Raw genomic sequence first — 13,515 nt, forward strand, 5'->3', positions numbered from 1 at the left:
GCCGGGGCCGGGGCGGGCGCGGGAGCCGGGGCCGGTGCCGGAACGGCGACCGGGGCAGCCGGGGCGGGTGTCGCAGCGCGGACCAGCGCGCCGTCGCAACCGGTCGCGGCGGTCGCCGGGGTCCAGTTGGCATCGCGCCAGCAGAGTTCGTTGGTGCCGTTGCGCCACACGTATTCGCCGGTGCCGTTCTGCCAGTTGTCCACTTGCGTGCCGCCGTTGGCAGCGGTCACTCGGGCGCCAGCGGGAGCTGCCGCCGTGGGCGCTGCCGGTTGGGACAGAGAGCCGCAGCCAGCGAGCAGCGCAGTGGAGGCAAACATCAGCGCCACTTTGTTCAGTTTCTTCATGATTCTCCTCTTGGGGAAAAGTCGCAGCTGCGCTGCGCCAACACTACGTCCTTAGTGACCAATTCACCAGTTACGTTCAGGGCATTGTGCCATAGGGCATTACACAATCAACGGCTGGGTCGTTCAGGCACCGTAGGACGAAACCGCAATACCGACTCTCTGTTGCACCGTCGCGACATAGCGGCAAAAACGTAAAATCAACGGTTTCGTGTCTGCTTGACGCACCTCAATGACCTCCTTCGCCAAAGAAACCCTGCCCGTCAGCCTCGAAGAGGAGATGCGGCGCAGCTACCTCGACTACGCCATGAGCGTGATCGTGGGCCGTGCGCTGCCGGACGCGCGGGACGGCCTGAAGCCGGTCCACCGACGCGTGCTGTACGCGATGCACGAGCTCAATAACGACTGGAACCGGCCGTACAAGAAGTCGGCCCGTATCGTCGGCGACGTCATCGGCAAGTACCACCCGCACGGCGACCAGTCGGTGTACGACACGATCGTTCGCCTGGCGCAGGACTTCTCCATGCGCCACATGCTGGTCGACGGCCAGGGCAACTTCGGATCGGTCGACGGCGACAACGCCGCCGCCATGCGGTACACGGAAATCCGCCTGGCCAAGATCGCGCACGAGATGCTGGCCGACATCGACAAGGAGACGGTCGACTTCGGGCCCAACTACGACGGCAGCGAGAAGGAACCGCTGGTCCTGCCGTCCAAGCTGCCCAACCTGCTGGTCAACGGCTCGGGCGGCATCGCGGTAGGCATGGCCACCAACATCCCGCCGCACAACCTGAACGAGGTGGTGGACGCCTGCCTGCACCTGCTGCGGAATCCGGAAGCGACCATCGATGAACTGATGGAGATCATTCCGGCGCCGGACTTTCCCACCGGCGCGACCATCTACGGCATCTCCGGCGTCAAGGAGGGCTATCGGACCGGCCGAGGCCGCGTGGTGATGCGCGCGAAGTGCCACTTCGAGGACATCGACCGGGGCCAGCGCACCGCGATCATCGTTGACGAGATCCCCTATCAGGTCAACAAGAAGACGCTGCAGGAACGGATGGCCGAGCTCGTGCACGAGAAGAAGCTCGAGGGCATCAGCCACATCCAGGACGAGAGCGACAAGTCCGGCATGCGGCTGGTGATCGAGCTCAAGCGGGGCGAGGTGCCCGAGGTGGTCCTCAACAACCTGTACAAGCAGACGCAGCTGCAGGACACCTTCGGCATCAACATGGTGGCCCTGATCGACGGCCAGCCCAAGCTGTGCAACCTGAAGGACCTGATCCAGGTCTTCCTGCAGCATCGCCGCGAGGTGGTCACGCGCAGGACGGTGTTCAACCTGCGCAAGGCCCGCGAACGCGGCCACGTGCTGGAAGGCCTGGCAGTCGCGCTGGCCAACATCGACGACTTCATCCGCATCATCCGCGAGTCGCCCACCCCTCCGGTGGCGAAGATGGAGCTGATGAACCGGCCCTGGGACTCGAGCCTGGTTCGCGAGATGCTCACGCGCGCCCGCACCGACGGCAGCGTCATCAATGCCGACGACTACCGTCCCGAAGGCCTGGAAAAGCAGTACGGCCTGGGCGGCGACGGCCTGTATCGCCTGTCGGACACACAGGCCCAGGAAATCCTGCAGATGCGCCTGCAGCGCCTGACCGGGCTGGAGCAGGACAAGATCGTCACCGAGTACCGCGAGGTCATGGCCGAGATCGACGACCTGCTGGACATCCTGGCGCGCCCGGAGCGCGTCTCGGCCATCATCACCGACGAACTCGGCGCCATCCGCAACGAATTCGGGCAGACCAAGCTGGGTGCGCGCCGCAGCGTGATCGAGCACAACGCGCAGGACCTTGCCACCGAGGACCTGATCACGCCGACCGACATGGTCGTGACCCTGTCCCATTCGGGCTACATCAAGAGCCAGCCGCTGGGCGAGTACCGCGCGCAAAAGCGCGGGGGCCGGGGCAAGCAGGCGACCCAGACCAAGGAAGACGACTGGATCGACCAGCTCTTCATTGCCAACACGCACGACTACCTGCTCGCGTTCTCCAACCGCGGGCGCCTCTACTGGCTCAAGGTGTGGGAAGTGCCGGCGGGCTCGCGCGGCTCCCGCGGCCGCCCGATCGTCAACATGTTCCCGCTGCAGGAAGGCGAGAAGATCAACGTCGTGCTCCCGCTCACGGGCGAGTTCCGCAGTTTCCCGGCGGACCACTACGTGTTCATGGGCACGTCCATGGGCACGGTCAAGAAGACGGCGCTCAACGAGTTCAGCAATCCGCGCAAGGCCGGCATCATCGCCGTGGACCTCGACCAGGGCGACTACCTGATCGGTGCGGCGCTCACCGACGGCAAGCATGACGTGATGCTGTTCTCCGACGGCGGCAAGGCCGTGCGTTTCGACGAGAACGACGTGCGCCCGATGGGTCGTGCGGCGCGCGGCGTGAAGGGCATGCAGCTGGACGAAGGCCAGAGCGTGATCGCCATGCTGGTGGCCGAGGACGAAACGCAGAGCGTCCTGACCGCCACCGAGAACGGCTACGGCAAGCGCACCCCGATCGGCGAATACACCCGCCACGGTCGAGGCACCAAGGGAATGATCGCCATCCAGCAAAGCGAACGCAACGGCAAGGTCGTCGCGGCCACGCTGGTGCATGCGGACGACGAGATCATGCTGATCACGGACCGCGGCGTCCTGGTGCGCACGCGCGTCAGCGAGATCCGGGAGCTGGGCCGCGCCACCCAGGGGGTGACGCTGATCGGCCTGGACGAAGGCTCCAAGCTGAGTGGCCTGCAGCGCATCGTGGAGAATGACGCGGGAGCCGCCGAAGGTGAAGACACCGCCGGCAGCGAGACCCCCACCTCCTGATGTCCAAGACCCTCGCCGAACTTCGCACCGGCATCGACCAGGTCGACCGTGAACTGCTGACGCTGCTGAACCGCCGCGCCGCGCTGGCCAACGAGGTCGGCGAGCTCAAGCGCGCCGAAGGCTCGCCGGTGTTCCGTCCCGAACGCGAGGCGCAGGTCATCAACGGCCTGCAGGCCGCGAACCCGGGTCCGCTGAAGGCCGACAACATCGCCCACGTGTGGCGCGAGATCATGTCGGCCTGCCGCGCCCTCGAGGCGCCGCAGCGGGTCGCCTTCCTGGGCCCGGCCGGCACCTTCAGCGAACAGGCGGCCATCCAGTTCTTCGGCTCCAGCATCGAGAAAGTGCCCTGCGTCAGCATCGACGAGGTGTTCCGCGCGACGGCTGCCGGCACCGCCGGGTACGGGGTGGTGCCGGTGGAAAACTCGACGGAGGGCGTGGTCGCGCGCTCGCTGGACCTGTTCCTGCAGACGCCGCTGCACGTGGTCGGCGAAACCAGCCTGCTGGTGCGCCACAACCTGCTGCGCACGACGCCGACCCTGGACGGGATCGAGGTGGTGCTGGCGCATCCACAGGCACTGGCCCAGTGCCAGGGCTGGCTCAACAACCACCTGCCCGACGTCGAGCGGCGCGCGGTCTCCAGCAATGCGGAAGGCGCGCGGCTGGCGGCGACGAACCCCCGGTGGGCGGCGATCGCGAGCGAGCGCGCCGGCACCGAGTTCGGACTGCACACCGCGGCCCACGCGATCCAGGACGACGCCTTCAACCGAACCCGCTTCGCCGTGGTCTGCCTGCCGCAGACGCTGGCCGCGCCCGAAGCTTCGGGCAAGGACTGCGTGAGCCTCATCGTCTCCGTGCCCAACCGGCCGGGCGCGGTGCACGACATCCTGGTGCCGCTGAAGAAGCACGGCGTTTCCATGACGCGCTTCGAGTCCCGCCCGGCACGGTCCGGCCAGTGGGAATACTATTTCTACATCGACCTGCAAGGGCACCCCTCCCAGCCGAACGTGGCGGCGGCGCTCAAGGACCTGCAGTCGCTGTGTGCTTTCTACAAGGTGCTGGGCACCTATCCCCTGGGCGAATAACAAGATGGCCGCGATGTTTGAGCAGTTGGGGGTGATCGGCTGCGGCCTCATGGGCGGCTCCTTCGCGCTCGCGATGAAGCGCGCCGGCCTGGTGAAGCGGGTGGTCGGCTACAGCAAGTCCCCCTCCACCACCGAGCGCGCGCGCCAGATGGGCGTGATCGACGTCGAGGCGCCCTCCGCGCTGCTGGCGGTGTCCGGCGCCGACATCGTGCTGATTTCCGTGCCGGTCGCCGCCACCGAAGCCACCTTCAAGGCGATCCGGCACCTGGTCACGGCCAACATGCTGGTGATGGATGTCGGCTCGACCAAGCGTGACGTGGTGGAGGCTGCCCGCCGAGTGCTGCGCGACCACGTCGGCTCCTTCGTGCCGGCCCACCCGATCGCCGGCAAGGAAGTTTCCGGCGTCGACCACGCCGACCCCGACCTCTACCAGGGCAAGCAGGTCATCCTGACGCCGATCGAGAAGACGCAGACCGCGCAGCTGAAGAAGGCGCAGGAATTGTGGGAGGCCCTGGGCTGCCACGTGCAGCAGATGTCGCCCGACCAGCACGACGCTGCATTCGCCGCGGTGAGCCACCTGCCCCACATGATCGCTTTCGCCCTGGTGCACGCGATCGTCAACCAGCCGCAGGGCAAGGACTTCCTCAGTCTCGCGGGTCCCGGCTTCAAGGACTTCACCCGCATCGCCGGCAGCGATCCGAAGATGTGGCGCGACGTGCTGCTGGCCAACCGCCACGAACTCGTGGAGCAGGCCAAGATGTTCCAGCGCAGCCTGCACAACATGCTGCAGTTGGCCGAGGACGGCAGCGGCGAAAAGCTCGAAGAGATGCTGGCGCAGGCCAGCGCCACGCGCGCTCATTGGCGCATGGGCCAGAAGGCCAAGTAAGCCGTGTTCTCCACCGCCTTCCTGGACCTCGCCCCGCTCGAGGAGGCCGGCGGCACCGTCGCGCTGCCGGGCTCGAAGAGCATTTCCAACCGGGTGCTGCTGCTGGCCGCCTTGTCCGGCGGCAGGACCCGCGTGCACGACCTGCTGGATTCGGACGACACGCGCGTCATGCTCGACGCGCTGCGCGCACTCGGCTGCAGCGTGGTGCACCACGGCGCGGTCGTCGAGATCGAAGGCCTGGGCAGCAAGCAACCAGCAGCGCACGCCCGACTGTTCCTCGGCAACGCCGGCACCGCGATGCGCCCGCTCACGGCCGCGCTGGCCCTCATGGGCGGCGAGTTCGAAGTCTCCGGCGTCGCCCGCATGCACGAGCGGCCGATCGGCGACCTGGTCGACGCCCTGCGCCAGCTGGGCTGCCGCATCGACTACCTGGCCAACCCCGGCTATCCCCCGCTGAAGATCCATCCGGCACCGGCGCTGAAGCTGGATGCGCCGATCCAGGTCCGCGGCGACGTCTCCAGCCAATTCCTGACCGCGCTGCTGATGGCGTTGCCCCTGGTGGCCACTCGCGACATCGTGATCGACGTGGTCGGCGACCTGATCTCCAAGCCCTACATCGAGATCACGCTGAACATGCTGGAGCGCTTCGGCATCCGCGTGGCGCGGCAGGGCTGGCAGCGCTTCACCATCCCCGCGGGCAGCCGCTACAGCTCGCCCGGTGAAATCCACGTGGAGGCCGACGCTTCCTCGGCGAGCTATTTCGTGGCGTTGGGTGCCCTCGCTGCCCCGGACCAGCCGGTGCGCATCGAAGGCGTGGGCGCCAGTTCGATCCAGGGCGACATCCGCTTCGTGGACGCGGCCATCGCGATGGGCGCAGCGGTGACCAGCGGCCCGAACTGGCTCGAAGTCAAGCGCGGGACCTGGCCGCTGCGCGCGATCGACCTCGACTGCAACCACATCCCGGATGCGGCCATGACGCTGGCGGTGATGGCGCTCTTCGCCGACGGGACCACCACCCTGCGCAACATCGCCAGCTGGCGGGTCAAGGAGACCGATCGCCTGGCCGCCATGGCGATCGAGCTGAGCAAGCTCGGGGCCGGCGTCGAGGAAGGGGCGGATTTCCTCCGCGTGACGCCGCCGACGAACTGGCGCGCGGCGTCCATCCACACCTACGACGACCACCGGATGGCGATGTGCTTCGCGCTCGCCGCCTTCAACCCGGCGGGCGTGCACGTGCGGATCGAAGACCCCAAGTGCGTGGCCAAGACCTTCCCGGACTATTTCGAGGCCCTGTTCTCGGTGTCCCGGACTTCCCTCCCCCACGTGCCCGTGATCGCCATCGACGGACCGACGGCCTCGGGCAAGGGCACCCTGGCGTCCGAAGTGGCCCGCCGCCTCGGCTACCACTACCTGGATTCGGGCGCCCTCTACCGGATCGCCGGCCTGGCAGCGACCCGTGCCGGGCTGGCCCTCGACATTGCGCACGAGCACGCGATCGCCAGGATGGCGGAGACCCTGCCCATCGTCTTCATCGACGGGCGCGTGCTGCTGGACGGCCACGACGTCACGGACGCCATCCGCACCGAGGAAGCCGGCATGAACGCCTCCAGGGTGTCGGCCTTGCCGGCCGTGCGCACGGCGCTGGTGGCCCTGCAGCAGGGCTTCCGCAAGCTGCCCGGGCTGGTCGCGGACGGCCGCGACATGGGGACCGTGATCTTCCCGGACGCCCCGCTCAAGGTCTACCTGACCGCGAGCGCCGCCCAACGCGCGGAACGGCGGCATAAGCAGTTGATTTCAAAAGGAATTTCGACTACACTCCCGGGTCTTCTCGCCGACCTCGAGGCCCGCGATGCACGCGATTCCAGTCGCGCCGTCGCCCCCCTCAGGCCTGCGGAAGACGCCCTCCTCCTGGATAACTCGGGACAGACCGTCGAAGAATCGGTCGCCCAGGTGCTCCAGTGGTGGGAGGAAAAACAGGCTTTCCCCAAGAGGGCCTGATGCAGTAAGCGGGGCTTCACGGCCCTGCATGGCCCCCGACACTCCCTCCGCGCAGCAGCGCACCGGTGGCGGGGATCGACAACTCAACCCGCGGGTCATTCCGCAAACTCAATGTCTGAATCTTTTGCCGCCCTGTTCGAAGAGTCGTTGCAACGCGCCGAGATGCGCGCCGGCGAAGTCATCACCGCCGAAGTCGTGCGCGTCGAGCACAACCACGTGGTGGTCAACGCCGGCCTGAAATCGGAAGCCTACATTCCGATCGACGAATTCAAGAACGACCAGGGCGAAGTCGAAGTGCAAGCCGGGGACTTCGTCTCCGTCGCCATCGACGCCATCGAAAACGGCTACGGCGACACGATCCTGTCGCGCGACAAGGCCAAGCGCCTGGCTTCCTGGATGAGCCTCGAGAAGGCCCTGGAATCCGGCGAATTCGTCACCGGCACCACCACCGGCAAGGTCAAGGGTGGCCTGACCGTCCTGGTCAACGGCATCCGCGCCTTCCTGCCCGGTTCGCTGATCGACACCCGTCCCATCAAGGACCTGTCGCCCTACGAGAACAAGACCCTGGAATTCAAGGTCATCAAGCTGGACCGCAAGCGCAACAACGTGGTGCTGAGCCGCCGCGCCGTGGTTGAAGCGTCCATGGGCGAAGAGCGCGCCAAGCTGATGGAAACCCTCAAGGAAGGCTCCATCGTCCGCGGCGTCGTCAAGAACATCACCGAGTACGGTGCGTTCGTGGACCTCGGCGGCATCGACGGCCTGCTGCACATCACCGACATGGCCTGGCGCCGTGTCCGCCACCCGTCCGAGGTGGTCACCGCCGGCCAGGAAATCACCGCCAAGATCCTCAAGTTCGACACCGAGAAGAACCGCGTGTCCCTGGGTCTCAAGCAGATGGGCGACGACCCGTGGCTGGGCGTGTCCCGCCGCTACCCGCCGGGCACCCGCATGTTCGGCAAGGTCACCAACATCGCCGACTACGGCGCGTTCGTGGAACTGGAACCCGGCATCGAAGGCCTGGTGCACGTCTCCGAAATGGACTGGACCAACAAGAACGTGGCCCCGTCCAAGGTCGTGTCGCTGGGTGACGAAGTCGAAGTCATGGTCCTAGAGATCGACGAAGACAAGCGCCGCATCAGCCTGGGCATGAAGCAGTGCAAGGCCAACCCCTGGCAGGAATTCGCGCAGAACACCAAGCGCGGCGACCGCGTCAAGGGCCCGATCAAGTCGATCACCGACTTCGGCGTGTTCGTCGGCCTGGCTGCCGGCATCGACGGCCTGGTGCACCTGTCCGACCTCTCTTGGAACGAAACCGGCGAAGCCGCCGTTCGCAACTACAAGAAGGGCCAGGAAGTCGAGGCGATCGTGCTGGGCGTGGACGTGGACCGCGAGCGCATCAGCCTGGGCATCAAGCAGCTCGATGGCGACCCGTTCTCCACCTTCACCTCGGTGCACGACAAGGGCTCCACGGTGACGGGCAAGGTCAAGACGGTGGACCCGAAGGGTGCCGAGATCGACCTGGGCAGCGACATCCTGGGCTACCTGCGTGCCTCCGAAATCAGCCGCGACCGCGTGGAAGACGCGCGCAACGTGCTGAAGGAAGGCGACGAGGTCACGGCCGTGATCGTCAACATCGACCGCAAGACCCGCAACATCCAGCTGTCCATCAAGCAGAAGGACATGATCGACGAGCAGGGCGCGATGGCCAACCTGAGCCAGCAGTCCGCCCGCGAGCAGGCCGGTACCACCAGCCTCGGCGCGCTGCTGCGTGCGAAGTTGGACAACGCCGACAAGTAATACGCGAAAGACGGGGCGGGCGCAGGCCTGCCCCGTTATCCTTTGCCCATGACCCGTTCGGACCTCGTTGAAGAATTGGCGGCGCGATTCGGCCAGCTGACGCATCGCGACGCGGAGTATGCGGTCAAGACCATCCTGGACGCGATGGGCGATGCGCTCGTGCGCGGCCACCGCATCGAGATCCGCGGCTTCGGCAGCTTCTCGATCAACCGCCGCCCGCCCCGCATGGGCCGCAATCCCCGTTCGGGCGAAAGCGTGCACATCCCGGAAAAGCGGGTGCCGCACTTCAAGCCGGGCAAGGCCCTGCGCGAAGCGGTGGACCAGCGGACCGCGGAAATGCGCAAATGAGCGCCCGGGGGCGACGTCGTTTCCCATCGGGGGACGGCCGTCGGCCTGGAGCGACCCGGAGGCGAAGGACCTGAACCGTACAATTCCTCGTGACCGAGGAGCCCGATGAAATACCTCTCATGGCTGCTCAAGGCAGCCATTTTTTTTACCCTCTTCGCCTTCGCGCTGAACAACCAGCAGGACGCGACCGTGCACTTTTTCTTCGGCACCGCGTGGACGGCGCCGCTGGTGCTGGTCGTGCTCGCGGCTTTCGCCGGCGGCCTCGCCATCGGCGCGCTGGGCATGGTCCCGCGCTGGTGGAAGCAGCGCAAGGCGGCGCGCCGCACGCCGGCCTCGGAAGGCCACAGCACCCTCATCGGCCAAGGCACGCCTCCGACGCATGGACTTTGACCTGACCTGGCTGTTGTGGGGCCTGCCGGTCGCCTTCGGGCTCGGCTGGCTGGCGTCGCGCTTCGACCTGCGGCAGCTGCGCATCGAGAACCGGCTGGCGCCCAAGGCCTACTTCCGGGGCCTGAACTTCCTGCTGAACGAACAGCAGGACCAGGCGATCGACGCTTTCATCGAGGCGGTGCAGAACGACCCGGACACCTCCGAGCTGCACTTCGCCCTGGGCAACCTGTTCCGCCGCCGCGGCGAGTACGAGCGGGCGGTGCGGGTACACGAACACCTGCTGTCGCGCGCCGACCTGAGCCGCGAGGACCGGCACCGGGCCCAGCATGCGCTGGCGCTCGATTACCTGAAGGCCGGCCTGCTCGATCGCGCCGAGGAGGCGCTGCGCAAGCTGGAAGGCACCGCCTACGAAGAACAGGCGCTGCTGGCGCTGCTGGCGATCTACGAGCGTTCGCGCGACTGGGTTCAGGCTTCGGAGATCGCGCGCAAGCTCGACTCCGGTTCCTCCGGCCAGTTCGCCGGCCGGCAGGCCCATTACCTGTGCGAGCAGGCGCAGGCCGCATCGCCTGAGCAGGCCGAACAGCTGCTGCAGCAGGCGCTCAAGGCGGCGCCGGACTCGCCGCGCCCCCGGATGGAACTGGCCGCGCTGCGGCGCAAGGCCGGCGACGCGCGCGGAGCCTTCGCGCTGCTGGTCGAAACGGCCGAGGCGGTGCCCTCCGCACTGCCGCTGCTGGCGGCGCCCCTGGTGGACGCGGCGAACGCCTGCGGTGCGCAGGACGAGGCGCGCAAGCTGCTGCATGCGGCCTACGAACAGTCGTCGTCGCTCGACGTGCTGGACGGCATCACCGCCCTGGTGAGCGACCCGGAAGCCGCGCGCAGTTGGTACGTGCAGCACCTGCAGCGCGAGCCATCCCTGGTCGCCGCCGCCAAGTGGATCGCCGGCGAGAAGCTGGAGCACGAACAGTTCCATCCCGAAGTGCAACGTGCCTTGGACCAGGCCGCCAAGCCCCTCACCCGCTACCGCTGCGCCGCCTGCGGCTTCGAGGCCAAGCAGCATTTCTGGCAATGCCCCGGCTGCCAGGCCTGGGACAGCTACCCGGCGCGCCGGGTCGAAGAGTTATGACCCACCCCCGAAGCGGCCTGCGGCCGCCTCCCCCTCAAGGGGGCGCCACCAGCGGCCCGGCAGAGCCGGTTCCGCGGTGGCCCTGGAAGAGGCACGACACCCCATGAATCCATCGAAACAACAAGTCGCCAAGGCGCGCGTCCTCGTGGTCGGCGACGCCATGCTGGACCGCTACTGGCACGGCGCCGTGGAGCGCATTTCCCCCGAGGCGCCGGTGCCCGTGGTGAAGGTGTCGCGCGAGGAAGAGCGCATCGGGGCGGCCGCCAACGTCGCCTACAACGTCAGCACCCTCGGCGCGCAGGCCAGCTTCCTGGGCGTGGTCGGCGACGACGAGCCGGGCCACCGGCTGGAAGCGCTGCTGAAGGAAACGGGCATCCAGGCCCACCTCAAGCGCGACCCGGGCCTGCGCACCACCGTCAAGCTGCGCGTGATCGGCCGGCAGCAGCAGTTGCTGCGCATGGACTTCGAGAACGAGCCGGACCACGAGGTGCTCGCCCTGCAGAACGAGGCCTTCACCGGCCTGCTGGCCCAGCAGGACGCCATCCTGTTCTCCGATTACGGCAAGGGCGGGCTGGCGCACATCCCGGCCATGATCGCGGCGGCCCGGGCGGCGGGCAAACCGGTGCTGGTCGATCCCAAGGGCTCCGACTACGGCCGCTACCGCGGCGCCAGCATGATCACGCCCAACCGCGCCGAACTGCAGGACGTGGTGGGCCGCTGGAACAGCGAGGACGACCTGCGCGCGCGCGCCCACAAGCTGCGCACCGACCTGGGCCTGGACGGCCTGCTGCTCACCCGCAGCGAGGAAGGCATGACGCTGTTCGACGCGCAGGGCGAACTGACCGTGAAGGCGCAGGCGCGCGAAGTGTTCGACGTCACCGGCGCCGGCGACACCGTCATCGCCACGCTGGCGACCATGGTGGCCGCGGGCCTGTCGCTTCGCGAGGCCGTGCCGATCGCCAACCGGGCCGGCGGCATCGTGGTGGGCAAGTTCGGCACCGCCACCGTTTCCTACGAGGAGTTGTTCGCATGACACGCGTCGTCGTCACCGGCGCAGCCGGTTTCATCGGATCGAACATCGTCAAGGGCCTCAACGCCCGCGGCATCCACAACATCATCGCGGTCGACGACCTGAAGCAGGGCGACAAGTTCAGGAACCTCGTGGACCTGCAGATCGAGGACTACCTCGACGCCGACGCGTTCTATTCCGCCTTCGCCGACGGCGGCTTCGGCAAGGTGGAGGCCGTGTTCCACGAGGGCGCCTGCAGCGACACCATGGAGCAGGACGGCAAGTACATGATGGACAACAACTACCGAGTGTCCTGCTCGCTGTTCGACAGCTGCCAGCAGCGCGGCACCCGCCTGTTGTACGCGTCCTCCGCCGCGGTGTACGGCGGCTCCGACACCTTCCGCGAGTCACCGGAATTCGAGGGCCCGCTCAACGTCTACGGCTACAGCAAGCTGCTGTTCGACCAGCGCATGCGCGGCCAGCTGGGCAAGGACTTCAAGCGCGCCAAGCGCCAGGTGGCGGGCTTCCGCTACTTCAACGTGTATGGCCCGCGCGAGCAGCACAAGGGCCGCATGGCCAGCGTCGCCTTCCACCAGTTCAACCAGTTTCGCGAGCAGGGCAAGGTCAAGCTGTTCGGCGAGTACGGCGGCTACGGCCCGGGCCAGCAGACCCGCGACTTCGTGTTCGTCGACGACGTGGTGGCGGTGAACCTGTGGTTCTTCGACCATCCGGAAAAATCCGGCATCTTCAACCTGGGCAGCGGACGCGCGCAGCCTTTCAACGACGTGGCGCTGGGTGTCATCCATGCATTGCATCCAGGTGGCGTGCAGGACGCCGCGACCGCCGTGGACCTGGGCTTGCTGGAGTACATCCCCTTTCCCGACGCGCTGCGCGGCAAGTACCAGTGCTATACCCAGGCGGACCTGACCGCCCTGCGCGCCGCGGGCTGCGAGCACGCCTTCGCGGACGTGGCGACGGGCGTGGCGCGTTACATGCAGGCGCTTTCCCGCCGGGAGCAGGCAGGCTCCTAGGGTTCGTCCCTAGCCGCGAGGTCAACGGTGCCAACCGGGCCGCCGTTGAAGGTGGGCGCGGTCCGCCGGCCCGCGGTCAACCATCCCGATGGGGAGAGTCACATGCTGAAGAAAATCCTGGCCATCCTGGCCATGCTCTACGCCGCTGCCGCCTTTGCCGCTGTCGACGTCAACAAGGCGACCCCCGCCGAACTCGATGCCATCAAGGGCATCGGCCCGTCCATCTCCAAGGCCATCGTCGACGAGCGCAAGAAGGGCGATTTCAAGAGCTGGGACGACCTGATCACCCGCGTCAAGGGCGTGGGCGAAGGCAACGCCGCCAAGTTTTCCGCCGAGGGCCTGACCGTCAAGGGCGAGACCTACAAGAAGGCCGCGAAGGAAGAGAAGAAGGAAACCAAGGCCGAGGCCAAGACGGACAAGAAGGAAGCGAAAGCGGAAGCCAAGACCGACAAGAAGGAAACCAAGGCCGAAGCGAAGACCGAGAAGAAGGACGCCAAGGCTGACGCGAAGGAAGCCAAGCCCGAGTCCAAGGACGCCAAGAAGGACGACAAGACGGCTGCTGCCAAGCCGGCCGCCTCCGCTGCGAAGCCCGCCGCTTCCGGCGCCAAGAAGTAAGCAGGCTGGCCTCCCGGCGCACGCCGGGA

At 67.2% G+C, this 13,515-nt stretch carries 11 protein-coding genes and 1 pseudogene; 11 read left to right on the forward strand and 1 reads right to left on the reverse strand.

Features of this window, described 5'->3' with window-relative positions; genetic code table 11:
- A pseudogene (locus tag AC1DSA_RS19305) lies at positions 1-344 on the reverse strand (hypothetical protein); the annotation flags it as partial.
- Between the two features lie 229 nt (positions 345-573).
- Between AC1DSA_RS19305 and gyrA the strand changes: the two are divergent.
- The 11 genes from gyrA (at position 574) to AC1DSA_RS19360 (ending at position 13,486) form a co-directional block, all read left to right on the forward strand.
- Entirely contained in the window at positions 574-3,207 is a 2,634-nt protein-coding gene (gene gyrA / locus AC1DSA_RS19310) for a DNA gyrase subunit A (protein WP_477892168.1), read from the forward strand.
- A complete protein-coding gene (pheA, locus tag AC1DSA_RS19315; protein ID WP_477892170.1) occupies positions 3,207-4,289 on the forward strand; it encodes a prephenate dehydratase in 1,083 nt (360 codons plus the stop codon). The genes gyrA and pheA overlap by 1 nt, the downstream gene beginning before the upstream one ends.
- 13 nt (positions 4,290-4,302) lie before the next feature.
- Complete coding sequence (locus AC1DSA_RS19320; RefSeq protein WP_477892355.1) at positions 4,303-5,175, forward strand: prephenate dehydrogenase; 873 nt, start codon at positions 4,303-4,305, stop codon at positions 5,173-5,175.
- A 3-nt stretch (positions 5,176-5,178) separates the two neighbouring features.
- Positions 5,179-7,173 carry a bifunctional 3-phosphoshikimate 1-carboxyvinyltransferase/cytidylate kinase gene (locus tag AC1DSA_RS19325; RefSeq protein ID WP_477892172.1) on the forward strand — a complete coding sequence of 665 codons (1,995 nt, stop codon included), beginning with the start codon at positions 5,179-5,181 and terminating at the stop codon, positions 7,171-7,173.
- A gap of 24 nt (positions 7,174-7,197) precedes the next feature.
- Positions 7,198-8,970, forward strand: coding sequence for a 30S ribosomal protein S1 (rpsA, locus tag AC1DSA_RS19330; RefSeq protein WP_477892357.1), 1,773 nt, complete (start codon positions 7,198-7,200; stop codon positions 8,968-8,970).
- Positions 8,971-9,018: 48 nt separating this feature from the next.
- The gene (locus AC1DSA_RS19335; protein ID WP_477892174.1) at positions 9,019-9,318 is read left to right on the forward strand and encodes an integration host factor subunit beta; all 300 of its coding nucleotides are present in this window, start codon (positions 9,019-9,021) and stop codon (positions 9,316-9,318) included.
- Between the two features lie 105 nt (positions 9,319-9,423).
- Entirely contained in the window at positions 9,424-9,708 is a 285-nt protein-coding gene (locus tag AC1DSA_RS19340; RefSeq protein WP_477892176.1) for a LapA family protein, read from the forward strand.
- A complete protein-coding gene (gene lapB, locus AC1DSA_RS19345) occupies positions 9,698-10,831 on the forward strand; it encodes a lipopolysaccharide assembly protein LapB (protein WP_477892178.1) in 1,134 nt (377 codons plus the stop codon). The genes AC1DSA_RS19340 and lapB overlap by 11 nt, the downstream gene beginning before the upstream one ends.
- Before the next feature lie 103 nt (positions 10,832-10,934).
- Positions 10,935-11,864 (forward strand): D-glycero-beta-D-manno-heptose-7-phosphate kinase, encoded by a 930-nt coding sequence (gene rfaE1, locus AC1DSA_RS19350; protein WP_477892180.1) that lies wholly within the window; start codon positions 10,935-10,937, stop codon positions 11,862-11,864.
- Positions 11,861-12,871 (forward strand): ADP-glyceromanno-heptose 6-epimerase, encoded by a 1,011-nt coding sequence (gene rfaD, locus AC1DSA_RS19355; protein WP_477892181.1) that lies wholly within the window; start codon positions 11,861-11,863, stop codon positions 12,869-12,871. Before rfaE1 ends, rfaD begins: the two co-directional genes overlap by 4 nt.
- 102 nt (positions 12,872-12,973) lie before the next feature.
- Positions 12,974-13,486, forward strand: a complete 513-nt coding sequence (locus tag AC1DSA_RS19360; protein ID WP_477892183.1) for a ComEA family DNA-binding protein — start codon at positions 12,974-12,976, stop codon at positions 13,484-13,486.
- Positions 13,487-13,515 lie beyond the last annotated feature (29 nt).

This window comes from Ramlibacter sp. P4_H7 (genome assembly GCF_056400765.1).